The sequence below is a fragment of the Acidovorax sp. Root568 genome, assembly GCF_001427445.1.
Lineage (GTDB): Bacteria > Pseudomonadota > Gammaproteobacteria > Burkholderiales > Burkholderiaceae_C > Acidovorax > Acidovorax delafieldii.
In genome coordinates this window covers 445,037-469,186 of record NZ_LMGP01000014.1, presented here as the reverse complement: position 1 = coordinate 469,186, position 24,150 = coordinate 445,037, and the positions used below count along the sequence as shown (strand labels likewise).

At 66.0% G+C, this 24,150-nt stretch carries 22 protein-coding genes; 13 read left to right on the top strand and 9 right to left on the bottom strand.

Annotation, left to right across the window (positions count from 1 at the left end):
- Positions 1-15: 15 nt before the first annotated feature.
- Both ASD75_RS11715 and ASD75_RS11710 read right to left on the bottom strand, forming a co-directional pair.
- Positions 16-627: a LysE family translocator gene (locus tag ASD75_RS11715; protein ID WP_056745929.1), complete on the bottom strand. Its 612-nt coding sequence runs from the start codon at positions 625-627 to the stop codon at positions 16-18.
- 95 nt (positions 628-722) lie between these two features.
- Entirely contained in the window at positions 723-1,529 is an 807-nt protein-coding gene (locus ASD75_RS11710) for an AraC family transcriptional regulator (RefSeq protein ID WP_056745807.1), read from the bottom strand.
- Between the two features lie 90 nt (positions 1,530-1,619).
- Here ASD75_RS11710 and ASD75_RS11705 point away from each other — a divergent pair, with 90 nt between their 5' ends.
- Both ASD75_RS11705 and ASD75_RS11700 read left to right on the top strand, forming a co-directional pair.
- Entirely contained in the window at positions 1,620-2,759 is a 1,140-nt protein-coding gene (locus ASD75_RS11705; protein WP_056745806.1) for an aminotransferase class V-fold PLP-dependent enzyme, read from the top strand.
- A 33-nt stretch (positions 2,760-2,792) separates the two neighbouring features.
- Complete coding sequence (locus ASD75_RS11700; protein ID WP_056745804.1) at positions 2,793-4,088, top strand: DUF445 domain-containing protein; 1,296 nt, start codon at positions 2,793-2,795, stop codon at positions 4,086-4,088.
- 55 nt (positions 4,089-4,143) lie between these two features.
- Here ASD75_RS11700 and ASD75_RS11695 read toward each other — a convergent pair whose 3' ends face one another.
- From ASD75_RS11695 to purU, 5 genes are all read right to left on the bottom strand, one after another.
- Entirely contained in the window at positions 4,144-4,869 is a 726-nt protein-coding gene (locus ASD75_RS11695) for an LrgB family protein (protein WP_056745802.1), read from the bottom strand.
- Positions 4,853-5,212, bottom strand: a complete 360-nt coding sequence (locus ASD75_RS11690; protein ID WP_056745800.1) for a CidA/LrgA family protein — start codon at positions 5,210-5,212, stop codon at positions 4,853-4,855. Before ASD75_RS11690 ends, ASD75_RS11695 begins: the two co-directional genes overlap by 17 nt.
- Before the next feature lie 5 nt (positions 5,213-5,217).
- The gene (locus ASD75_RS11685) at positions 5,218-6,717 is read right to left on the bottom strand and encodes an FAD-linked oxidase C-terminal domain-containing protein (protein ID WP_056059869.1); all 1,500 of its coding nucleotides are present in this window, start codon (positions 6,715-6,717) and stop codon (positions 5,218-5,220) included.
- Positions 6,718-6,986: 269 nt separating this feature from the next.
- Complete coding sequence (locus tag ASD75_RS11680; RefSeq protein WP_056059867.1) at positions 6,987-7,892, bottom strand: LysR substrate-binding domain-containing protein; 906 nt, start codon at positions 7,890-7,892, stop codon at positions 6,987-6,989.
- Between the two features lie 12 nt (positions 7,893-7,904).
- Complete coding sequence (purU, locus tag ASD75_RS11675; RefSeq protein ID WP_056059864.1) at positions 7,905-8,753, bottom strand: formyltetrahydrofolate deformylase; 849 nt, start codon at positions 8,751-8,753, stop codon at positions 7,905-7,907.
- A gap of 72 nt (positions 8,754-8,825) precedes the next feature.
- Between purU and ASD75_RS11670 the strand changes: the two genes are divergently transcribed.
- Entirely contained in the window at positions 8,826-11,147 is a 2,322-nt protein-coding gene (locus ASD75_RS11670) for a bifunctional diguanylate cyclase/phosphodiesterase (protein ID WP_056745798.1), read from the top strand.
- A gap of 26 nt (positions 11,148-11,173) precedes the next feature.
- Here the strand turns inward: ASD75_RS11670 and ASD75_RS11665 are convergent, their stop codons facing one another.
- Positions 11,174-12,040: a ChaN family lipoprotein gene (locus tag ASD75_RS11665; protein ID WP_056745796.1), complete on the bottom strand. Its 867-nt coding sequence runs from the start codon at positions 12,038-12,040 to the stop codon at positions 11,174-11,176.
- 71 nt (positions 12,041-12,111) lie between these two features.
- Between ASD75_RS11665 and ASD75_RS11660 the strand changes: the two genes are divergently transcribed.
- The 4 genes from ASD75_RS11660 to ASD75_RS11645 all read left to right on the top strand — a co-directional run bounded on the left by ASD75_RS11660 (position 12,112) and on the right by ASD75_RS11645 (position 15,991).
- On the top strand, positions 12,112-14,058 hold the full coding sequence (locus ASD75_RS11660) for a type IV pili methyl-accepting chemotaxis transducer N-terminal domain-containing protein (protein ID WP_235511605.1): 1,947 nt from the start codon (positions 12,112-12,114) through the stop codon (positions 14,056-14,058).
- The gene (locus tag ASD75_RS11655) at positions 14,055-14,804 is read left to right on the top strand and encodes a response regulator (RefSeq protein ID WP_056745794.1); all 750 of its coding nucleotides are present in this window, start codon (positions 14,055-14,057) and stop codon (positions 14,802-14,804) included. Before ASD75_RS11660 ends, ASD75_RS11655 begins: the two co-directional genes overlap by 4 nt.
- A gap of 271 nt (positions 14,805-15,075) precedes the next feature.
- Entirely contained in the window at positions 15,076-15,489 is a 414-nt protein-coding gene (locus ASD75_RS11650; RefSeq protein WP_056745792.1) for a globin domain-containing protein, read from the top strand.
- Between the two features lie 130 nt (positions 15,490-15,619).
- A complete protein-coding gene (locus tag ASD75_RS11645; protein WP_200947587.1) occupies positions 15,620-15,991 on the top strand; it encodes a hypothetical protein in 372 nt (123 codons plus the stop codon).
- A 129-nt stretch (positions 15,992-16,120) separates the two neighbouring features.
- Here the strand turns inward: ASD75_RS11645 and ASD75_RS11640 are convergent, their stop codons facing one another.
- Positions 16,121-17,227, bottom strand: a complete 1,107-nt coding sequence (locus tag ASD75_RS11640; protein ID WP_056745791.1) for a helix-turn-helix transcriptional regulator — start codon at positions 17,225-17,227, stop codon at positions 16,121-16,123.
- 938 nt (positions 17,228-18,165) lie between these two features.
- Between ASD75_RS11640 and ASD75_RS23855 the strand changes: the two genes are divergently transcribed.
- From ASD75_RS23855 to ASD75_RS11605, 6 genes are all read left to right on the top strand, one after another.
- A complete protein-coding gene (locus ASD75_RS23855; protein WP_056745787.1) occupies positions 18,166-18,546 on the top strand; it encodes an IPTL-CTERM sorting domain-containing protein in 381 nt (126 codons plus the stop codon).
- A 188-nt stretch (positions 18,547-18,734) separates the two neighbouring features.
- Positions 18,735-19,406, top strand: a complete 672-nt coding sequence (locus ASD75_RS11625; RefSeq protein ID WP_056745784.1) for a hypothetical protein — start codon at positions 18,735-18,737, stop codon at positions 19,404-19,406.
- 88 nt (positions 19,407-19,494) lie between these two features.
- The gene (locus ASD75_RS11620) at positions 19,495-20,166 is read left to right on the top strand and encodes an IPTL-CTERM sorting domain-containing protein (RefSeq protein ID WP_056745783.1); all 672 of its coding nucleotides are present in this window, start codon (positions 19,495-19,497) and stop codon (positions 20,164-20,166) included.
- Between the two features lie 150 nt (positions 20,167-20,316).
- On the top strand, positions 20,317-21,012 hold the full coding sequence (locus ASD75_RS11615; protein WP_056745781.1) for an IPTL-CTERM sorting domain-containing protein: 696 nt from the start codon (positions 20,317-20,319) through the stop codon (positions 21,010-21,012).
- Between the two features lie 381 nt (positions 21,013-21,393).
- The gene (locus ASD75_RS11610) at positions 21,394-22,686 is read left to right on the top strand and encodes a nitrate/nitrite transporter (protein WP_056745779.1); all 1,293 of its coding nucleotides are present in this window, start codon (positions 21,394-21,396) and stop codon (positions 22,684-22,686) included.
- Positions 22,687-22,706: 20 nt separating this feature from the next.
- Entirely contained in the window at positions 22,707-24,116 is a 1,410-nt protein-coding gene (locus ASD75_RS11605) for a NarK family nitrate/nitrite MFS transporter (protein WP_056745778.1), read from the top strand.
- Positions 24,117-24,150: the final 34 nt, after the last annotated feature.

Sequence of the window (24,150 nt, the reverse complement as noted above, 5' to 3'; positions counted from 1 at the left end):
CTGGCACGGTGGTGCCTATCGGTGCATCAGGGCGAGCTTTGCGCCGAGCCCGACAAACGCGGCCGCAAAGCCGCGGCGCAGCCACACCAGCGCGCCGGGGCGCTGCAGCACCTGGTCACGAAACCGGGCGGCAAAGACGCCATAGCCCAAGAACACCACAAAGGTCATGGCCATGAAGACCAGCGAGAGCTGGACCATTCGCCACGCGGGCTGCGCTTCACCCGGTGCGATGAACTGCGGCAGAAAGGTGAGGAAGAACAGCGACAGCTTGGGGTTGAGCAGGTTGATCAGCATGGCTTCCGCGATACGCCCACCGGCTGTGCGTGCGGGTGCGTCAGTGCGAACCTCCAGTGTGGCGGGCGAGCGCCACGTGGCCCAGCCCATGTAGACCAGGTAGGCGACCCCAGCGTAGCGCAGGACTTCGAATGCCGTGGCGCTGGCGTTGAGAAGTGCGGCCAGCCCGGTGACCGCCGCCAGCAGGTGCGGCACGATGCCGAGCGTGCAGCCCAGCGCCGTCACGGCGGCGGCTCGCGCGCCGCCCGAGAGCCCGGCCGCCACGGTCAGCAGGGTTCCTGGCCCCGGCGAGACGACTACGATGAGAGAGGTGATGAGAAATTCGATGCCCATGGCGAGAGGCCGCGCGGCGGCGTGAAGTGGCGATGCCCGCAGCATCCGCCAACCCCCGCACAACGGTCTTGAACGAAATTGCAGGGGCCGGGCTGTCAGCCGCGTGTGCGGACGTAGGCGCCGGGTGTGATGCCAAAGCTGCGCGTGAAGAGGCGCGTCAGGTGGCTTTGGTCGGCAAAGCCACTGGCTGCGGCGACGTCGGCCAGGGGCGTACCCGCACCCATGAGATGGCGTGCAAGCTGCAGTCGGCGCTGCAGCAGGTAGGCGTGCGGCGTCAGGCCCGTGGCCTGGGCAAATTGGCGCACGAGCTGGTAGCGGCTCAAACTTGCTGCATCGGCCAGTTGTGCGAGGCTCCAGGGCGCGGTGGGATCGTCGTCCATCATGGTGCGAGCCCTGGTGATGGACGCGGCGGACTGTTGGTGACCCTTCGGCCGCAGCAGGCCGCTCAGCACCCGCAACAGGCATTCCTCCACATGCAGCGCTGCGGCCGAGTGGTTGGGGCGGTGGGTGGCCGCGTCGAACAGTGCCAGTACCTGGGCCGCCAGCCGCGCATCGCGCATCGTCGGAGCATGGAATTCGAAGGCGGAGCCGAGCGGGCCCGGATGCACCTCTGCCGCCAATCGCGCCACCAGGGCGGGCTCCAGGTAGAGCATGCGCCAGGCGCGTCCACGCTCGTCCAGCGGCATGCCATCGTGGACTTCGCCGGGGTTGACCGTGATGGTGTCGCCTGGGCCCGATTCCACAATCCCCCGGCCGCTGGCCGATTTCTGCGCACCCCGCTCGATCACGCCGAGGCCGAACTGCAAGTGCATGTGCCTGCCGAAGACGAGGCGGGAGTCGGCCTGCATCGCTTCGATGCCGGGCAGTGCGGTGGGCAGGAATCGGAAGGGTTTTTGCTGCATGGCGCGCGGCCTTGGGGTGGCGCGGGGCCATGATAAGCTGACCTGATCGTCCCTTTTTCCTCCCTCAGTTTCACACGCGGAGACTCCTCTATGCCCTGCCTTTTGCCCGATATCGACCCCGATGGTTTGCTCGAATTTTCGGTGGTCTACACCGACCGCGCGCTCAACCACATGTCCAAGCGCTTCACCGGCGTGGTGCAGGACATTCTGGGCACGCTGAAAGAGGTCTACCACGCCCACACGGCCGTGCTGGTGCCCGGCAGCGGCACCTTCGGCATGGAGGCCGTGGCGCGCCAGTTTGCCAACAAGGAAAAGGTGCTCATCGTGCGCAACGGCTGGTTCAGCTACCGCTGGACGCAGATCTTTGATGCCGACAAGGGCCTGGGGGTTGGCTCCGTGGTGTGCAAGGCGCGCCAGCAGGGCAGTGGCCCGCAGGCGCCCTGGGCGCCATGCCCCGCTGAAGAAGTCGCCGCCACCATCCGCGCTGAAAAGCCCAAGGTGGTGTTTGCGCCCCATGTGGAAACGGCCAGCGGCATCATCCTTTCGGACGACTACATCCGCACGCTGACGGCAGCTGCGCATGAGGTGGGCGCGCTGTTTGTGCTGGACTGCGTGGCGTCGGGCGCGATGTGGGTGGACATGCAGGCCGCGGGCGTGGATGTGCTCATCAGCGCACCGCAAAAGGGCTGGAGCGGATCGCCTTGCTGCGCCATGGTGATGCTGTCCGAGCGTGCGCGCGAAGCCATCGAGGGCACCACGAGCAGCAGCTTCTCGTGCGACCTCAAGAAGTGGATGCAGATTGCCGAGGGCTACGAAAAGGGCCAGCACGCGTACCACACCACCATGCCCACGGATGCGCTGGTGCGCCTGCGCGAGGTGATGGGCGAGACGCGTGAATACGGATTTGCCAAGGTGCGTGACGAGCAGATCGAATTGGGCGCCAAGGTGCGCGCGCTGCTCGAATCGCGCGGATTCCCCAGCGTGGCGGCCGACGGCTTCAAGGCGCCCGGCGTGGTGGTGAGCTACACCACCGACCCCGGCATCCAGAACGGCAAGAAGTTCATGGAAGTGGGCCTGCAGACGGCTGCGGGTGTGCCGCTGCAGTGCGATGAGGGGCCGGACTTCAAGACCTTCCGCATTGGCCTGTTTGGCCTGGAGAAGTGGCACAACGTGGACCGCACGGTGGGCCACCTGTCGAAGGCGCTGGACCAGATTGCGGCGACTGCCTGACGCATTGGGGTCGAGGTCGGCGGGCTGGCCCGGATGAAGCCAGAGACTGACAGCGCAACCGTCGCCCTGCGGCGTGCCAAACGGCAGGCGCTGGGACTGTTGCTGCTGGTGACGGCGGTGTTCATCGCCACCAGCGTGGTCGAACGCGGACTGTGGCTCAACGGTGTGAAGGCCATGGCCGAGGCCGCCATGGTGGGTGCGCTGGCGGACTGGTTTGCGGTGGTGGCGCTGTTCCGGCGCCCGCTGGGCCTGCCCATTCCGCACACGGCGGTCATTGCGCGCAACCAGGCGCGCATCGGCCGCAACCTGGCCACCTTTGTGCGCGACAAGTTCCTGGACGTGCCTTCGCTCGTGTCGCTGATCCGCCGGCACGACCCGGCCGAGCGTCTTGCGCAGTGGCTCACGGCGCCAGGCAACGCCGCGCTGCTGGGGCACCAGGCCACGCGCCTGGCATCGGCCGCGCTGGAGACGGTGCAGGACGCGCAGGTGGAGCGCTTCATCCAAAAAGCCGCGCGTGCCTTGATCGGGCAGGTGGATATGTCGCGTGCCCTGGCGGCGGTGCTCGACACCCTCACGCACAACGGCCGTCACCAGGCGCTGCTGGACGACGTGCTGGCCAAGCTCATCGAACTGCTGCAGAACGAGCAAACCCGCACCTGGGTCGCGCAGTCCATCGTGGTCTGGCTGAAGAAGGACCACCCGCGCACCGAGAAATTGCTGCCCAGCGACTGGCTGGGCGACAAGGGCTCGGCCCTGCTGGCCCGCGCGCTGGAGAGCCTGATGGCCGATGTGGCCGCCAACCCGCAGCACGCATTGCGTGCGCAGTTTGATGTGGCGGTGCAGCGCTTTATCGAGCGCCTGCGCAGCGACCCGGAATGGGAGCGCAAGGGCGAGGAGATCCGCACATGGTTGCAGACCGACGCCACGGTGGCAGGTTATGTGCAGACCTTGTGGTTGGATCTGCGCGGCGCTCTGCAACGCGACCTGGCCGATGCCAACTCGGTGCTGGCGCGGCAGGTGGGCAAGCTGGGGTTATGGCTGGGCGAGTCGCTGGCGGGGGACGCGGCGCTGCGGCAGTCGTTCAATGACAGGCTGGAGCGGTGGGTGGAGGGGCTGGCGCCGGATGTGTCGGCGTTCATTGCGCAGCACATTGAGGACACGGTGCGGCGGTGGGATACGGAAGAGATGACGCAGCTGATCGAGCTGAACATTGGCAAGGACCTGCAGTACATCCGCATCAATGGCACCGTGGTGGGCGGGCTCATCGGGCTGGTGCTGTTTGCTGTGTCGCATGTGGGGGAGATGGGGCGGGCTTTGTGGGGCGGGTGAGGGCCGCTGAGCGCGGCGCAGCGTGGGACAAGAGGTGATGCCCCTGCCGCACCCCTCACAACAACCGGAACACCAGCGGCATCAGCACCGCAGCCAGCACCACCTGCAGCCCCAGCGCTAACCCTGCATACGCCCCCGCTTCGGCATGCACCTGCAGCGCATGCGCCGCTCCGATGCCATGTGACGCCGTGCCCAGCGCAAAGCCCCGCAGTGCCATGCCTTGCGCGTCGGTGGGCAGGCGCATCAAGCCAAACAACCAGCGCGCAGACAGCGCCCCCACCATGCCCGTCAGCGCCGCGAACACGGCGGCCAGGGCGGGCACGCCGCCGATCTGTGCGGCGATGCCCATGGCGACCGGGGCGGTGACGGATTTGGGGGCCAGCGACATCAGCACATCACCCGGCAGGCCCAGTGCCCAGCCCAGGCCCACAGCACTGGCGGCCGCCGCGCTGCCACCCGCCAGCGAGGCCAGCGCCAGCCGGCCCCAACGCGAGCGCAAGGCCGCGCGGCGCTGCCACAGGGGCCAGCCCAGCGCCACCACCGCAGGGCCCAGCAAGAAGTGGATGAACTGCGCGCCCGCAAAGTACGTGGGATAGGCCGTGCCGGTGGCCAGCATGACCGTGGCCAGAATGGCCACCGACAGCATCACCGGGTTGGCCCAGGGCGCGTGCCCCGAGCGCACCGACAGCGCCTGCGCCAGCACATACACCGCCAGCGTTGCGGTCAGCCCGAACAGTGGGGCCGATGCCAGGTACACCCACAGCTCAACGAAGTTCGCCATGGTTCTCCTTGGGCTGCAAAAGACGCAGCACCAGCGCCGTTACGGCCATACCCACCCAGGTGGACAGCACAATCACCGCCACCAGCTGCAGGCCATAGGTGCTCAGCAGCGCCAGATGGGTCATCACCCCCACGCCCACCGGCACAAACAGCAGCGACAGGTGCTGGAGCAAGAAGCCCGCCGCCGGGGCTACGGCATCCCGCACGGGCTGCCAACGCAAGGCCAGCAAGAGCAGCACCATGCCGACCACCGGCCCTGGGACCGGGAGCTTCAAAAAGTGAGACAGCGCCTCGCCCCCCGACTGCATGAGCAGAAGAAAGGCCAGCCCTTGCAGCGCCTTCATGGCGATCAGAAACGCGGCAGGTCGGGGTGCTTGATCTGCCCCCCACGCACCAGCATCTTCCCGTACTCCGCGCACCGGTTCAGCGTGGGGATCACCTTGCCGGGGTTCAGCAACCCTGCCGGATCAAACGCGTGCTTGAGCCCGAACATCTGCGCGTTCTCCGCCGCAGAGAACTGCACGCACATGCTGTTGAGCTTTTCCACGCCCACGCCATGCTCACCCGTCACCGTGCCGCCCATGGCGACGCTGGTCTCCAGGATGTCGGCGCCAAACAGCTCGCAGCGGTGCAGTTGGTCGGCATCGTTCGCATCGAACAGGATCAGCGGGTGCAGGTTGCCGTCGCCCGCGTGGAACACGTTGGCGCAGCGCAGCTGGTATTTCTTTTCCATCTCCTGGATGGCGAGCAGGATGTCCGCCAGGCGCTTGCGCGGGATGGTCGAGTCCATGCACATGTAGTCGGGGCTAATGCGGCCGCTGGCGGGGAAGGCGTTCTTGCGACCGCTCCAGAAGCGCAGGCGCTCGGCTTCGTCGTTGCTGACCGAAATGGCGGTGGCGCCTGCAGCGCGCAGCACGTCGCTCATGCGCCCAATTTCTTCCTCTACCTCTTCGGGTGTGCCGTCGCTCTCGCACAGCAGGATGGCTTCCGCAGTCAGGTCGTAGCCCGCGTGCACAAAGTCCTCCACGGCAGCGGTCATGGGTTTGTCCATCATCTCCAGGCCAGCCGGGATGATGCCCGCCGCGATGACGGCAGCCACCGCGTCGCCCGCTTTGCGCACGTCGTCAAAGCTGGCCATGATGCAGCGCGCCAGCTGGGGCTTGGGGATGAGCTTGACGGTGACCTCGGTGGTCACGGCCAGCATGCCCTCGCTGCCGATCACGGCGGCCAGCAGGTCGTAGCCGGGGGCGTCGAGTGCCTCGCTGCCGAATTCGACGGGCTCGCCTTCCACCGTGAAGCCCTTTACCTTGAGCACGTTGTGCACGGTGAGGCCGTATTTGAGGCAGTGCACGCCGCCCGAGTTCTCGGCCACATTGCCGCCGATGGTGCAGGCGATCTGGCTGCTGGGGTCGGGCGCGTAGTAGAGGTTGTAGGGGGCTGCCGCCTCGCTGATCGCCAGGTTGCGCACGCCACACTGCACCACGGCCGTGCGGCTTTCGGGGTTGATGTCGAGGATGCGGTTGAACTTGGCCAGCGACATCGTCACGCCCAGGGCGTGCGGCATGGCGCCGCCCGACAGGCCCGTGCCCGCACCGCGCGCCACCACCGGCACCTGCAGCCGGTGGCACACCTGCAGCACGGCCTGCACCTCGTCGTAGGTTTCCGGCAGGCACACCACCAGCGGGCGCTGGCGGTAGGCGGTGAGGCCGTCGCATTCGTAGGGCGTGGTGTCCTCGTTGTGCCAGAGCAGTGCGTGGGCGGGCAGCACGCGGCCCAGGGCCTGGACAACCTCGGCCTGGCGCGCGGCGCGTTCGGACAGGGCTACGGTGGGGTCGGCGGCAGTGTTCATGGCTGTCACTGTAGGGGATGGTTCGGTGCCCGGGCTTGAGCTTTTCTTCAGGGGATTGTGAAAAACACCGGATTGCTCACCAATTGATAGCTGCTGGTGCCTGTTGGGCAAGCGCTGGAGGCAAATTTACCTGAACCTGATGGAGGCGAGCGTGACTCGGGCGAGGGCAGCCGAGCAAGGGCCGCCCCGCAGCTAGGGCTGCGTCCCCCTTCCCGGCGCAGCGGAGAGAAAGGAGAAGGCGCCCAAGGCGACTCAGGGGGATACCTCTACTACGCCATGGTTTTGCGCAGCCATTCGGCAAACGCTGCGCATTCCCACCGGTCCATGGTGCCCGTGCGCCAGCACAGGTAGTGCGCGTGGGGGCTGGCGGTGTCGGTGTCAAACAGGCGCACCAGTGTGCCGTTCTCCAGCCAGGGCGCGCCCAGCTTCAGGCGTACCAGCGCCACGCCCATGCCGGCAGCGGCGCCATCACACATCAGGCCGATGTCGTTGAACTGCGAGCCCTCGCTGGGCTCGGCCCAGTCGAGACCCGTGGCAGCAAACCAGGTGCGCCAGGGCTCCAGCGGGCTGCGCAGCAGGGGCACGCCCTCCAGGTCCTCGGGGCGGTCAAAGGGCCCGTGCTCGCGCACAAATGCGGGCGAGGCCAGGGGCGTGACCACGTCGCGCGCCAGCTCCACATGCTCCACGTCGGCATAGTGGCCGGGGCCAAAGCGCACCATCAGGTCGGCGTCTTCGGCCACCACGTCCAGCAGCGGGATGGAGACCTGCAGCGCCAGGTCGATCTCGGGATAGGCCTCGGTGAACTGGCGCAGGCGGGGGATGAGGATGGTGCGCGCAAACGTGGGCGTCACGGCCAGCTTGAGCCGCCGCCGCCCGGGCGCGGCCGCCTGGCCGGGGAACCGCTGCAGCGCGCCCAGCCCCTCGCGCACATGGGCCAGGTAGGCGCTGCCCTCGGTGGTGAGCGAAAAATCGGCCCGGCCAAACAGCCGCACCCCCAGGATCTGCTCCAGCTGCTTGACGCGGTGGCTCACGGCGCTGGGTGTCACGCACAGCTCGTCGGCCGTCTGCGTCACGCTGCGCAGGCGGGCCAGCGCCTCGAAGGTCAGCAGGCACTGGATGGGCGGGATGCGCCGTGCAGCGCTGCTGAGGAAGGAGGACGGGGCTGCCGTGGCCATGGGAAAGCTGGACTAGCGGAAGATGACTGTCTTGTGGCCGTTCAGGATCACGCGGTGCTCGCTGTGCCACTTCACGGCGCGGGCCAGCACCTGGCTTTCGGTGTCGCGGCCGCGGGCCGTGAGGTCTTCCACGGTGTCGGTGTGGTCGGCGCGGGCCACGTCCTGCTCGATGATCGGGCCTTCGTCCAGGTCGGCCGTCACATAGTGGGCCGTGGCGCCGATCAGCTTCACGCCCCGGTCATGGGCCTGGTAGTAAGGCTTGGCGCCCTTGAAGCTGGGCAGGAAGCTGTGGTGGATGTTGATGGCCCGACCGGCCAACTTTTGACATAGGTCAAGAGAAAGTATCTGCATGTAACGGGCCAATACCACCAACTCGGCCCCTTCGCCCTCGATAATCTCAAACTGTTTGGCTTCGGCCTGGGCCTTGGTGCTGCCCGTCATCGGGATGTGATGAAACGGCACGTTGTAGCTGGCCGCCAGCTGGTAGAAGTCGCGGTGGTTGCTGATGATGGCGCGGATGTCGATGGGCAGCAAGCCACTCTTCCAGCGGAACAGCAGGTCGTTGAGGCAGTGGCCTTCCTTGCTGACCATGAGCACGGTTTTCATGGGGGCTGCGGTGGCGTGCAGGCTCCAGTGCATGTTGTAGGGCTCGGCAAAGCTGGTCAGGCGCGCTTTGAGGGTGGGGTGGTCATGCTGGTCGCAGGCAAACTGCACCCGCATGAAGAACAGGCCCGTGGCGTGGTCGTTGTACTGCGCGGCTTCTTCGATGTTGCCGCCATGCTCCAGCAAAAAGCCGGAGACGGCGTGCACCAGCCCCAGGCGGTCGGGGCAGGACAGGGTAAGGATGTAGGCGTTGGTCATAGCTGTGCAATTGTCGCAGCAAGGGCCAAAGGCCGTGAAACCGTGAAATCAACAAGGAGCGCAAGAAGCGCAATGGGCAACGAGGGCTATGCCTCATCACTGGTCCCCTGGCGGGGCATGCTGCTGTACCTGGTGCTGGGGGTGGCCTGGGTGTTTGCGGGCGATGTGTTGCTGGCCCACTGGGTGACCGACCCGGCCCTGTTGACCCGTTTTCAGACCTGGAAGGGCTGGGGCTATGTGGCGCTGACCAGCGGCCTGGCCTGGTGGCTGCTGCGGCGCATGCGCCGTGCCGAAAAGGTGCGCATGGCCATGGCGCAGGAGCTGACGCAGATCGTGCGCCATGCGCCGGCCGGGTTTGCGCGGGTGGCGCTGGACGGCAGCTTTCTGTGGGCCAACGCCCGCCTGTGCGACCTGCTGGGGGCCACGCCCGCGCAGACGCTGGGCCTCAATTTTCGCGATGTGATGATCGACCAGGACCCTGACTGGGCGGCGTCGCAGCTGGAGCGCCTGCTGGCTGGCGAGATCGACCACTATGTGGGCGAGCGCCACTGCCTGCGGCTGGACAACGGCCGCCGGGCGCCTGTGCTGTGCACCGTGACACTGGCGCCCGAAGTGGGCGATGAGCCCGCGCACCTGGTGTGTGTGGTGCAGGACCTCGACGAGATCAAGGCCGCGCGTGCGGCGCTGCAGCGCAGCGAGGCCCGCCAGCGCCTGGCGGCCACGGTGGTGGACAACACCATGGAGGGCGTGGTGGTGACCGACGCCCACAGCCGCATCCTGTCGGTCAACGCGGCGTTCACCCGGCTGCTGGGCTATACCGAGGAGGAGCTGCTGGGCAAGACCCCGCGCGTCTTCAAGTCGGGCCGCCACGACAAGGCTTTTTATGAGGCGATGTGGTCGGCGCTGACCGAAACCGGGTACTGGCAGGGCGAGATCTGGAACCGCCGCAAGAACGGCGAGATCTTCCCGGAGCACATGTCCCTGTCGGCCGTGCGCGACCCGGCGGGCGAGATCACGCACTACGTGTGCATGTTCACCGACATCTCCGAAGAAAAGGCCCAGCAGCGGCAACTGGAATACCTGGCGCACAACGACCCGCTCACGGGCTTGTCCAACCGCACCTGGTTCGGGCACCAGCTGGAGCTGGCGGTGCAGGAGGCGCAGGGCAGTGGCGAGCACATCGCCGTGCTGCTGCTCAACCTGGACCGCTTCAAGGACGTGAACGACAGCTACGGCCATGCCACGGGCGACGAGGTGCTCAAGCACATTGCGCGGCAGGTGCAGTCCGCCCTGCGGCCCGGAGACGTGCTGGGGCGCATGGCCGGCGACGAGCTGGCCGTGGTGGCGCGCAACCTGCGCCATGCCGATGGCGCCGCCGCCGTGGCGCGCCACCTGATCCGCGCCGTGGCCGAGCCCTGGCGTTCGCCCGACGGGCTCGAGGTGGTGGCGGGCGTCAGTGTGGGCATCTGCATGTTCCCTGAGCACGCTGGCACCACCGAACTGCTGCTGCAGGGCGCCCACGCGGCGGTCTATGGCGCCAAGGCGCGCGGCCGGGGGGCGTGGTGCTTCTTCCACGAGGCCATGACCCAGGCGGCCCGCGAGCGGCTGGAGCTGGAGTCGCGCCTGCGCCTGGCGCTGGCCCAGGGCCATCTGCAGATGTACTACCAGCCCCAAATCGACATTGCCACCGGTCGCATCCAGGGCGCCGAAGCCCTGGTGCGCTGGAACGACCCGCAAGAGGGGCTGATCTCCCCCGCGCGCTTCATTCCCGTGGCCGAGACCTCGGGCGTCATCGGCCCGCTGGGGGAATGGGTGGTGCGCGAGGTCTGCCGTCAGGGCCAGCAATGGCGTGATGCCGGGCTGCCACCGCTGACCCTGGCGCTGAATGTGTCGCCGCGCCAGTTCCACCTGACCGACTTGGCCGGTTGCACGGCGGCCGCGCTGCAGGCCAGCGGGTTCCCCGCGGCACTGCTGGAGCTGGAGATCACCGAAAGCGCCCTGGCCGAACGTACCGAAGAAGCCCGCCAGGTGCTGGTGCGCCTGCGCGAACTGGGGGTGCGCATCGCGGTGGATGACTTTGGCACCGGCTATTCGTCGCTGGCGCAGCTCAAGCGGTTTCCCATCGACGTGCTCAAGATCGACCAGGGATTCATCCGCGATATTCCGCAAAGCGAGGACGACATGGCCATCAGCGCCGCCATCATCGCCATGGGGCATAGCATGGGCCTGTCGGTGCTGGCCGAGGGGGTGGAGACCGAGGGCCAGCTGGCCTTCCTGCGCGAGCGGGGCTGCGACGCCTACCAGGGCTACCTGTGCAGCCGCCCTGTACCTGCCGACGATTTTGTGGCGCTGCTGCGCGCGCAGGCGGAGACTGCTGCCGCCGCGCAGGGCTGAATAGGGTGAACAGGCCCTGAGTGCGCTCAGACCTTCTGTCCGGGGGGCGCAGGGCGCCACTGCTCGCGCAACTCTGCGCACACATCACGCGGAGGCAGCGCCGGGGTCTGGACCACGGCATCTGCTTGTGCACCTGATTTGATAGCGGCTGGCGCATGATCCACCTGCGCTATCACCACTTTTGACACCAGATTTGCCGGCCAATGCGTTGGCACGCCCAGGTGGCGCAGCACATGGCCGCCGCCAGCCACCAGCAGCACCGTCTGGCCGGATCGCAACGCTTCCTGGGCCGTCCGGGCCATGCTCGCGTCGCGGGCGATCTGGATGCGGGCCATGGGCGCAATTTGCGACTCCGGTAGCAGCCCGCAATGGCCGTCGCGCAGCGCCTGGTGTTGCTCCGCCAGCGCGGGTGCGGGCAGGTGCCGGTCCCAGGTGGTCTCCGCCATGGCGGCCCGCATGCGGGCGCGGGGCAGGTTGCCTCCCAGCACGGGCACGCCGGCGCCCACGGCCGCCATCACTACCGGGCCATAGGACTGCCATGGCCAGGCGGCGTTGTCCCATTGCAGGGCGGCCTGGGCTTGCGCTTCGCTGGCATCGCGCGGCAGGCCCCGGGTGCTGTGGCCCCGCTCGGCCATCTCCATCACCACGGCCGCCAGCTGCCCGCGCGAGGACAGCCACGCCACGGCCTCGCGCTGCAGGCGCTGGTGGTCGGGTGCATCGTGCTGCTCGCCCAGCAGCAGTACATCGGCGGGAAGCAGGCTCTGCAAGCGGTCGGTCCAGAGGGGGGAGGGCGGCGTGCCCGGGGCAGGGGCGTAGGCGCAGCCAGCCAGCGCCACGGTGGCGCTTCCCAGCACCAGCCAGGTGCGCAGGAGAGGGAGGGGCAGTCGTTGCATGGCTCCATGCTACGCGGGCCGCTCTTGACCCAGGTCAAGGTTGTGGCCATGCCCCTTCCCTACACTGCGCCATGCGCTCCCGTCCCACGCTCTCCACCAAACTCCTTGCCATGGGCGCGGGCTTCTTGTTGGTGGCGCTCGCTTCCATCGGCCTGACCCTGTGGGTGACCTGGAAGCTCGAAGGTGGCGCAGCGGCGGTCAACGAGGCCGGCCGCCTGCGCATGAACATGTTGCGCATGGTGCTGGTGCTGCAGACCGAGCCACCCGAGGCCGTTCAAGAACGCGCCCGCCAGTTCGACGCCAGCCTGGAGTTGCTGCGCACGGGCGATCCGTCGCGCCCGCTGTTTGTGCCGTGGAGCGATGAGACACGTACGCGGTTCGATGGCATCCGCGCCCGGTGGGCCGAGGCCCGCACCGGGTGGGTCAGCGCATCGCCCCCGGACCGCGCCCGGAACCTGGCAGAGGCCGATGCCTTTGTGCAGCAGGTCGATGGTTTTGTGGACGCCATCGAGATCCAGATCGCGGGCTGGACCGCCGCGCTGCACCTGTTCCAGCTGTTCATGATGGCGCTGGCCATCGTGGCTGCCGTCACCTTCATGGCCGTGAGCTATCTGCTGGTCATCAATCCCGTGGCACGTCTGCAGCAGGCCCAGGCCCGGCTGCGCCAGGGCGAGCTGGGCACGCGGCTGCCGGTGGATACGGATGACGAGTTCGGTCAGCTGTCGGCGGGCTTCAACCTCATGGCGCATGCACTGCAGGCATCGCACGACGAGCTGGAGCACAAGGTGCGCGAAAAGACCGCCAGCATCGCTGTGCAGAACCAGCGCCTGGCCGCGTTGTATGAGGTGAGCGCGCTGGCCAGCACGGCGGGCAGCCTGGAGCTGCTGGCCCAGGGTTTTGTGCAGCAAATCCGCCGCGTGGCGGGGGCCGACGCAGCCGCCGTGCGCTGGTCCAATGAGGCCAACGAACGCTACGTGCTGCTGGCGGGCGACGGCCTGCCGCGCACCATGGCCGAAGGCGAGCACTGCCTTCACACGGGCACCTGCCTGTGTGGCCAGCCGCAGGCCCAGGCGCGCACGCGGGTCATTCCCATCACACCGTCCACCACCGTTGCCTTGCCCCATTGCCGCGAGGCGGGGTTCCAGACCATGGTCACCATCCCGGTGCAGATGCTGCAGCGCCTGCTGGGCGAGGTGGATCTGTTCTTCCGCTCGCCGGTGGAGCTGACCGATGAACTGCGCGACCTGCTCGAAGCCATGACGCGCCACCTGGCCAGTGCCATGGAGGGCCTGCGTGCCACCGCGCTGGAGCGCGAGGCGGCGGTGGCAGAGGAGCGCAGCCTGCTGGCGCGGGAGCTGCACGACTCCATTGCCCAGTCGCTGGCCTTCCTCAAGATCCAGACCCAGCTGCTGCGCGATGCCGTGGCGCGCGGCGATGAGGCCAAGCGCGACCGCAGCATCGGCGAGCTGGATGTGGGGGTGCGCGAGTGTTATTCCGATGTGCGCGAGCTGCTGGTGCACTTCCGCACCCGCACCAGCGAGGAAGACATCGAGTCAGCGCTGCGCGCCACCTTGTCCAAGTTTGAGCACCAGACCGGCATGGCCACCACGCTGGGCATGGTGGGCCACGGCTTGCCGCTGGCGCAGGACGTGCAGATCCAGGTGCTGCACATGGTGCAGGAGGCATTGTCGAACGTGCGCAAACATTCGGGCGCCACGCGGGTGGATGTGCTGGTGCACCGCCATCCACGCTGGCGCTTTGAGGTGCAGGACAACGGCACTGGCTTTGAGGTGGCCTCCGTGCCACCGGACTCGCTGCATGTAGGCCTGGGCATCATGCGCGAGCGGGCCCAGCGCATTGGCGCAGTGGTCCAGGTGGAGTCCGCTCCGGGGCAGGGCACCCGCGTGTGCATCGAGCTTCCCTCGGTCGCACCCACCCAGCCTCACCAGCCCGCCGCATCCACCCATTCAGCGGGTTCGATATACGCCGTAGCCCCCCAACAAGCCACCATGCCATGACGACCTCCGTATTGCCCGTTGCCACAACCCCCGCGTCAGCGCCGACGACACCGCCGGTCACGCTGCTGGTGGTGGACGACCACACGCTGTTCCGTCGCGGGCTGATCGCGCTGCTGAGCCAGTATGAGGGCCTGTCCGTGGTGGGCGAGGCGGGGGATGCCGCGCAGGCCCTGCGGCTTGCGCCCCAGCTGCAGCCGCAGGTGATCCTGCTCGACAACCACCTGCCCGGGGTGATGGGCGTGGATGCCATCCAGGGCCTGCGCGAAGTCTCGCCCGCCTCGCGCGTGCTCATGCTCACCGTGAGCGAGGACGCGCAGGACCTGGCCACCGCGCTGCGCAACGGCGCGCAGGGCTACCTGCTCAAGACCATCGACGGCGACCTGTTGGCCCAGGCTATTCGCCGTGCCGCCCGGGGTGAGCCCGTGGTAAGCCCCGAACTCATGGGCAAGCTGGTGGCGGCGTTCCAGTCGCAGGGTGCGCCCGAGATAGCGCCCGTCGCGTCCATACCCGCCGATGCCGCTGCGGTCGCTGCAGGCGCCGCCAGCGGCTTCACACCCCTCTCACCGCGCGAGGAAGACGTGCTGCGCGAGATTGCACGCGGCGCAAGCAACAAGGAGATCGCGCGCACGCTCGACATCGCCGAGACCACGGTGAAGATCCACGTGCAGCACATCCTGCGCAAGCTGGGCCTGAGTTCGCGCGTTCAGGCGGCCGTCTACGCGTCAGACCGGCAGCGCGCAGAGTAGCGCGGCAGTGCAACCGCCGTGGTCGGCCAGGGATTTGCCGCTGACCACTCTGCGGGCAAGCCGGTGCACCTGCGCAAGCGCGCGCTGCGCAAGGCCCGGCGCATGAAGCCATCGCGCCCGTTACATCGCCAATCGCACATAGCGCGTCGCCCATAGCGCCTGCCGTCATGCAACCCCTGGGGGTGGGGCTCAGCGCGGGGGAACTTCATAGACTTCTTTCCAGTGTTCTACCTGCCACTGGCCAACGGCCGCATTGCTGAGGAAGCCTTTGATGTCCCCCGAACAAATCCATCTGGTTCGCCAGAGCTTTGCGCAGGTTGCTCCTGTCGCCGCGAAGGCGGGTGCGCTGTTCTACGCCAAGCTGTTCGCGCGCGATGCCGCTATCAGCGGGCTGTTCGCCTCGTCCGACATGAACGAACAGGCGCGCAAGCTGCTGGACATGATCGGCAGCGCCGTGCGCATGCTCGGCCAACCCGAGCAGCTGGACGCCGCACTGCGCGCACTTGGCAAACGGCACGCGGGCTATGGCGTAGAGGCCGCGCACTACGACACGGTGGGTGCGGCGCTGCTCGACACACTGGCCGAAGCACTTGGCGGCGCCTTCAACCCCGCCACGCGCGAGGCATGGGGCGCCTTGTATGCCCACGTGGGCACCACCATGCGGGCGGGGGCCGCAGGGGCGTAGCATTGCAGCGGCGGGCGGTTTGCTTGCCCGGGTGACCGATCCTTGTCTGGTTGCACGCCCCGGGGCATGATGCTTTCGCCAGCACCTGGTGCCGGGGCGCAGGCCCCCATCGATACAGGAGCAACAACGCATGAAAACCACCTCCTTGCGCCGCTTCGGCGCAGCCGCAACCCTGGCAGCAGTCTCCCTTGCTACCGTCTTCGCCTCTGTCACTGCCGTGGCCGACACCACCAAGCCGCTGCTGTTCAAGATCGTTACGGTCAAGGACGATGTCATCGTTGCCGTGCCGCCGGACGAGGCCGGTGCCCCGCGCCCCGAAGCCGCCGCCATTGGCCAGGCTCTGGCCGCCAAAGGCGCGCTCACCCTCTGGCAATACGCCACACGCAAGGCAGCCGACGGCGCACTGGAAATGGCCCCCCGGGCCAAGATCAGCGTGCTGGCGCACGACAGCCTGCGTGTGGAGCCCTACACACCAGCGGTGCGTGTTGTGCCGGTGCCGTAGTGGCGCTTGCCTGGCCTGGAAGGACTTGCCCTGGTCGGGCTGAAAAAAAGCCGAAAGGAGCGAAGCCCGTGTGTTTCTTCATGAAGCCCCTTTTGAACGGGCTCTTACCCTCGCCCCACCAGAGGCTCCTCAACGGGGCGCCAGCAGACGGGCTTGCAGCTCCAGCCGGTTTTGCACGCCCAGCCGCGTGTAAATCTGGCGGCGGTGGTAGGTAGCGGTGTTGGCGCTGATCCCCATGCGTTCGGCAATCTGCGCTTCCGGCAAGCCCCGCGCCAGCCAGTAGGCCAGTTCGTGCTGGCGCTGCGGCAGGCCCAGCGCACGCAGTGCGGGCAGCAGGTGCGCCACGCGCGGCACCCGGTGGGTGATCTGAATGCCCACCGCCTGGCCTTCGCCCGCTGCGGCGGCCATCTGCGTGGCGCGCAGGCTGAACCAGCCGCTGGCGTTGTGCAGGTCCAGCTGGGGCAACGCTGCCGCAGGGCCATTGCGGCTGTCACCATGCCGCCCCGCAAAATGCAGGCGCTGCAGCAGAGCCTGCAGCGCGGGGGGCAGCTCAGAGCGGCGGTGCCAACTGGGACCAAAGGCCTGCGCCAGCAGCTGATTGGATTTTTGTGACGTCCACAGCAACCGTCCCTGGGGCGTGGTCACCAGCATGGCACTGTCGTGCACCACGCTGTCCTGCGTGTCCAGCTCCCCCGGCTGCAGAATCCGCGCCAGCCACGGCTCCAGCCGCCCTAGCATGGCCAGGTCCCGCACCCCAAAGCGCGACGCAGCCATGCTGCGGTACAGCTTGATCGTGCCCAGGCCCTCGCCCTGCGGCGTGCGCAGCACCAGGCTCAGCAAATCAAACACCTCCACCGGCCGCAGCGTCACGTTGTAGAAGTCGCTGCGCAGCAGTTCGCTGATTGGCACCGCCAACAGCTGCTCCAGCCCCTGCGCCCCGTGGTCAAAACTCACCGCGTCGGCAAACTGGTGGGCACTGCGGCGCATCACCTTGCGCTCGCTGGCCATCACCTGCGGGTCAAAGTAGGTGTGGATCGTGTCCCGCCCCATAGACGGCTCCAGATATGCATCCATCCCCCCATTGCCGCCCGGATAGAAGTACGCGCCCGAGTCAAAGCTGATGAGGTAGTGCAGCTCGTGCAACACGGGCTCGATGAGCTGAGGCCCGTTGAAATCAAGGCAAGCCATCTGCTGCAGGCGCGCAATGGCCCGCTGCTGAATGCGGGTGAGGGGCATGGACGTGACTGAAAAGTTTGCTGCAGCGCATCAATGCAATGCGTATGTCGCAACGTAGCACATCGAATGTGTTGTTGCCCAACCCTTGGGGGTGGGGCGCCGCGCGGGGGGGCTCCATAAAATTTGTTGCAGCCCAACCCCTTCTATCGAGGGCTTTCGTGCTCTCTTTTGAATAGCGGGCCTGAAAAGCCAGCCATCGCAGACCATGCCATGAAAAGAACCGCTGTTTTCCGCGCTCCGGCCTGCCACAAGGTCTGCGCAGGGGGCCGCGTGGGCGGTGAATCGTCTGTCTTTGCAGACTCTATTTGCTCATTGAAAGATAGCTTTTAGCGCTTGCTGGATAAGCACTAGAGCCCATTTTTATGAAATTTTCAGGCAGACCTCCTATGAAGAAATACCTTGTACTCCTGGCTGCAGTCCTTCTTCAGGCCAGCGCTTGTGCTGCCATTTACACCTTCACGGGCCCTCTCTACACCAACCTGACCCCGTTCACCACCCCGTGCGCCACGCCCACCTGCGCCGACTTCTCCACGGCCATGCGGCAAACGGGCAGCTTTGCCACCGCCGCACCGTTGGCGCCCAACCTGGTCAATACAAATATCACTAGCTTGGTCCAGTCGTTTTCCTTCGAGGATGGGCTCATGCAATACAACAGCGGGGACTCCGCCACTCGGTTGAACTTTGCCTTCGTCTCCACGGATGCGGCCGGCAACATCCTGAACGAAAACATTGCAATTTTTCATTGGCAAACCGCAAGCCACGGTGTCAATGAACGGATAGACGTGTTCAGGGTCAACTTGAGCAGCTATTTCAACGGGTACTGCCAAGCCCTGAATGGCTCCGGCGCTTGCACGCTATTCGGCACAGATGCTTCTACCAGCAGGACTTTGGCCTACATTGGGGCAGGTGGGTGGGTTACTTCCGCATCTCCGCCACAGGTGGCCCCCACCATCACCAGCGCCACACCACCCGGTGGCACCGTGGGCGCCCCCTACCACTTCACGGTGGTGGCCACGGGCACGGCTCCCATCGCCTTCACCGACGCAGGAACCCTGCCGCCAGGGCTTGTTATCGACCCCAACACAGGTGTCATCACCGGCACGCCCACCAGTGCGGTCAACCAAGGTGTGACCATCACTGCCAACAACGGTGTGATGCCCAGCACGGTGCAGACATTCATGATGGCCATCGCCCCCGCCGCCGCGACCTCGGTGCCCACGCTCAGCGAATGGGGCTTGCTGCTGATGGCCTGTCTGGTGGGTGGCGCAGGCTGGTGGCAGGTGCGGCGCCGTGCCACGTCGCGCTGGCCCGCGGCATGAGCGTGCAAACACGTCCAGCAGCGGTGGTAGCGCCCGCGCCGGACTCCGCTGGGGCGAGGCTGCTTGTGCTCTTTGCACACACATCGCACTGCGCAGTTGGTCTGGTTTGCTATCCAAGTGATAGCTTGATGCGATTTGCATACGGGCGTTCGCGCCTGCTTTTATTGAAATTTTCAGACAGACGCTTCATGAAAAAATACCTCGCACTCCTGGCTGCGGCCCTTCTCCAGACCGGAGCCTGGGCCGCCACCTACACCTTTGCCGGCCCCACCTACACCAGCCTGCAAGACTACTCAGCGCCTTGCGCTGTCGTCACCTGCGCCAACTTCAACGCGGCCATGCAGCAAACGGGCCACTTCACCACCAGCCAGCCGCTGCCACCCAACCAGAGCAGCCTGGACATTGCGCCCCTCATCACCTGGTACGACTTCAATGATGGTGTGACGAGTTACACCATGAACGGGCTCAACACCCGGCTGGCAACGGCCAAGGTATCCACCGACGCAGCGGGCCAGATTGTCGATACCGACATCGTTTTCCAGTGGTGGCAAACCGGCAGCCATGGTGTGGGCGACCGGTTGAGCTACATGTCGGTCAACTTTGCCAGCTACTTCAATCGGACCTGCACGTCTCTAGAAAGCCCCGACGTCTGCAATACCTTCGGTGACGACAGCGCCGCCAGCCACGGCTTTGCCCACTTTGCCGAAGGTAGTGACGGCTGGACGAGCGATGTCCCCGTGGTGGCGCCGGGCGGGCCGCAGTCCGTGCCCGTTGACAACCCGTTTGCCCTGGCGCTGACCGCCGCCGGCTTGCTGGGCCTGGCATTGCGCGCGCGGCAGAAGCTGCTCTTCAAAACATAGCTGCTTGTGCTTTTCTGAAAAGTGCTGAAGGCGATTTTTGCATCCACCCGTCCACCCACCCAGTTCGCGTATTTGGCGATAGAGCACCATGAAAAAATATCTTGTACTCCTGGCTGCGGCCCTTCTTCAGGCGGGCGCCCGGGCTGCCACTTATACCTACACGGGCCCTGCCTACAACGCTTCAGAACTGCACAATTTCGCGGCTTGCCCCCCGGGTACGGGCAATTGCGGGGCCTACACCACGGCAATGGCGGAGACTGGCTCGTTCACCACGGCCGTCCCTGTGGCCGCCAATCTCAATAGTGAAGACATCACGTCGCAAGTCACTTCGTTTTCCTTCTCCGACGGGCTGACTGTTTACGCCAGCGGTGACCCCCAGGTCACGCTCATGAGCGTGGTGGCTACCACCACAGGCGGCGTGCTTCAGTTCTCTGTGACGCTGCTGCGCTGGCAAACGCCTGCCCCCCATGCGAGTGGAGACCATCTCGACCGGATTTCGCTGAGCCAAGGCGGTCAGCACAACGCTGTGTGCAGTGATGTTGGGCTGAATCCGCAAGGGGATCAGTGCTATGCCTCTAGTGCGGGCGACGTGTTTTCCAGTTGGCGGAATGACGATTTGGTGAACGGCATTTGGGTAGCCTCCGGCCTTCCGCCCGTGGCCTCCACCGCAGTTCCCACGCTGGGCGAATGGGGCCTGTTGCTGCTGGCCTCTCTGATGGTCGGGGCGGGCTGGATGGCGGTGGGTCGGCGCCGTATGTGAGTGCGAATTCTGCCCAGCGGCCTGCAGGCATTCACCATCAAGTCTGCTATCCAAAAAAATAGCTGTTTGCGCTTGCCAGATAAGCGCTAGAAGTAGTTTTTTCATCAAACCACCCTCACTTCCACTTCGCGCACCTGGCGACCCATCCCCGTGAAAAAGTACCTCGTATTTCTGGCCGCAGCCCTGGTGCAGGCGGGCGCCTGGTCGGCCACTTACACCTACGCGGGTGTTCCGTACACAGCCGCAGCCATCACCAACTACAGCAGCTGCACGGCTGGAGCCTGTGGCAACTTCACGGCGGCGATGGCGCAATCGGGGTCGTTCACCACTGCGGCCCCGTTACCCGCTAATTTGAACAACGCCGACATCGCTTCGCTGATCACCAGCTTTTCATTCAGCGATGGGTTGACCCAGTACAACAGCGCTGACCCCGACACCACCTTGGTCGGCGCCCAGGCCTCCACCAATGCCAGCGGGGGTGTGTTGGCGATAGAGCTCAGCTTTCAACATTGGGCAGACAACAGCCCCCATGTGCTGGGCAGCCGCATGGGCGTGATGATCCTGCGCCTTTTGGCGCGCAAGAATAGCCAGTGTCAAGGCGTCGTATTCCAGTCGCCCAGTGGTCGAGACGTGTGCCAACACGTGGATTTCGATGCGGCCAGCAGCCGGGTCACTCTTTCAGCGCCTGGCACCCCTGGGGCGTGGACTGTCACGGGCCTTGGCCCCGTGGCCGCCAAGGCCGTTCCCGCGCTGGGTGATTGGGCGGTGCTGTGCCTGGCGTGTGCACTGGCTGGCATGGGTTGGTGGACCACCCAGCGCCGCCGGTTTATCCACCGTTCGGGCTGAGCCTGTAGAAGCCACGGCCTGTTTCGGTGAGTGCCGTTCCCACTGGAACTGTTCACTGAGCGCAGTCGAAGCGCCGCGCAAGGCGTCGACAAGCCTGTCCTGAGCCTGTCGAAGGGCTCAGCCAGAACGGCTGCTTCAAGTTCAAAGGTGTCGACTGAATAACGCACTGTCACGCGTTTGGCTGGTGGCACAGCGCTCCGCAGCCTGCGTTTGCTCGCTTGCCTGCCCGGGATGCTTGCCGCAGGGAGTAGTTCTTTCGGATGATGTGCCCCACAGCGCGGCCTAGTCCTTCTGCCGCGCCCCGGCTGGTCGAGTGAAGGATGTGCAAAGGGTGCCACGAACGCGACCATTCCTCTCATGCAAAAAGAGAGGAATCGCGCAATGGCCAACGCAACCCTGCCCCCGGGCGACAGCCCTCAGCGCACTCGCCAGGCTTGGTCGGTGCTGATCGTCAGCACCTTCGCCTTCACGGTCTGCTTCATGGTGTGGATGATGTTTGGCGTCATCGGCATCCCCATCAAGAAGATGCTGAACCTGAACTCCACGCAGTTCGGGCTGCTGATGTCCATGCCCGTGCTCACGGGCTCGCTGGTGCGGGTGCCCCTGGGTATCTGGACCGACAAGTTCGGTGGCCGCATCGTGATGGCGGCCGTCATGGCCACCGCCGTGCCTGCCATCTGGCTCATGAGCTATGCCACGGAGTACTGGCACTTCCTGACGATCGGCCTGTTCGTGGGCTTGGCCGGGGGCTCGTTCTCAGTGGGTACGCCGTATGTGGCGCGCTGGTTCCCCAAGCATCGCCAGGGCACGGCCATGGGTGTGTATGGCGCGGGTAACTCGGGTGCAGCCGTGAACAAGTTCGTGGCGCCGGTGCTGCTGGTGGCCTTCGGCTGGACCATGGTGCCGCAGGTGTATGCGGCCATCATGCTGGGCACCCTGGTGCTGTTCTGGCTGTTCAGCTACAGCGATCCGGCCCACCTGGTGCCCAGCAACGTCAAGTTCACCGACCAGCTCAAGGCGCTCAAGGACCCCAAGGTCCTCAAGTACTGCCAGTACTACAGCATCGTGTTTGGCGGCTACGTGGCGCTGTCGCTGTGGATGGTGCAGTACTACGTGGGCGAGTTTGGCCTTGATATCCGCGTGGCGGCACTGCTGGCCGCGTGCTTCTCGCTGCCCGGTGGTGTGCTGCGCGCCATTGGAGGCATGCTGTCCGACAAGTACGGCGCCCACAGCGTGACCTGGTGGGTGATGTGGGTGAGCTGGATCTGCCTGTTCCTGCTGAGCTACCCCCAGACCGATTTCACCATCGTCACCGTCAACGGCCCCAAGACCTTCCACATCGGCCTGAACGTGTACCTGTTCACCGGTCTCATGTTTCTGCTGGGCATTTGCTGGGCCTTCGGCAAGGCCAGTGTCTTCAAGTACATCAGCGACGACTACCCCCACAACATCGGCGCCATCAGCGGCATCGTGGGTCTGGCTGGTGGCCTGGGCGGGTTCGTGCTGCCGATCCTGTTCGGTGCGCTGATGGACCTTACCGGCATCCGCTCCAGCGCTTTCATGCTGATGTACGGCGTGGTGTGGGTCTCGCTCATCTGGATGTACTTCACCGAAGTGCGCAACACCCGTCTCATGGGTTCGCAGGGCGCTGTTGCGCAACCAGCCACCCGTTGATCTTTCAAGGAAAACTCACCATGTCTGCCACCACCACCAGCGGGCGCCAGGGGCGTCTGCTCACCCTCTGGGCCCCGGAGGACAAATCGTTCTGGGAGCGCGAAGGCGAAGCCATCGCCAAGCTCAACCTGTGGATCTCGGTGCCTGCGCTGTTCCTGGCCTTTGCCATCTGGCAGGTCTGGAGCGTGGTCGCCGTGAGCCTGCCGGGCCTGGGCTTCAAGTATTCGACCAACCAGCTGTTCTGGCTGGCGGCGGCACCCGCGCTCTCGGGCGCCACGCTGCGCATCTTCTACTCGTTCATGGTGCCGCTGGTCGGTGGCCGCCGCTGGACGGCGATCTCCACCGCCTCGCTGCTGATCCCGGCCATCGGCATCGGCTTTGCGGTGCAGGACAACACCACCGCCTACCCCACCATGCTCATCCTCGCGCTGCTGTGTGGCCTGGGCGGCGGCAACTTCAGCTCCAGCATGGCCAACATCAGCTTCTTCTTTCCGAAGGAGCGCAAGGGCTCCGCGCTGGGTGTGAATGCGGGCCTCGGTAACCTGGGCGTGTCGGTGGTGCAGTTCCTCAGCCCTCTGGTCGTTACGGCCGGTATCTTTGGGGTCTTTGGTGGCGATGCACAGACCATTGTGAAGAACGGCCAGACCGCGCAGGTGTGGACGCAGAACGCCGCCTTCATCTGGGTGCCATGGATTGCGCTGACGGCGCTGGCCGCCTGGTTCGGCATGAACGACATTGCCGATGCGCGTGCCTCGTTCGCTGCGCAGGCCGCCATCTTCAAGCGCAAGCACAACTGGCTGATGTGTGTGCTGTACCTCGGCACCTTCGGGTCGTTCATCGGCTATGCCGCAGGCTTTCCGCTGCTCATCAAGAGCCAGTTTCCTAACATCAATCCCCTGGCCTACGCGTGGCTGGGGCCGCTGGTGGGCGCGGTGGTCCGGCCGTTTGGCGGGTGGCTGGCCGACAAGCTCGGCGGCGCGCGCGTCACGCTGTGGAACTTCATCGTCATGGCGATTGCCGTGGTGGGCGTCACGGTGTTCCTGCCATCCGCAGGCAATGAAGGTCAGTTTGCAGGCTTCTTCGTGTGCTTCCTGGTGCTGTTCCTCACCACCGGCATCGGCAATGGCTCCACCTTCCGCATGATCCCCGTGATCTTCCTGACCGAAGCCATGCGCGGTGTGGACCCCCGCAACACTGCAGCCGTGGCCCAGGCCAACAAGGAAGGCAACACCCTGGGCGCCGCCACGCTGGGCTTCACGGCCGCCATGGCGGCCTACGGCGGGTTCTTCATTCCCAAGAGCTATGGCAGCTCCATTGCGCTGACCGGCAGCCCCCATGCCGCGCTGTGGACGTTCTTCGCCTTCTACCTCGTTTGCATCGTGATCACCTGGTGGCACTACGCGCGCAAGAACGCCGCCATGCCTTGCTGATGACCCCTGAACAGAACAGAACAGAACAAGGAGC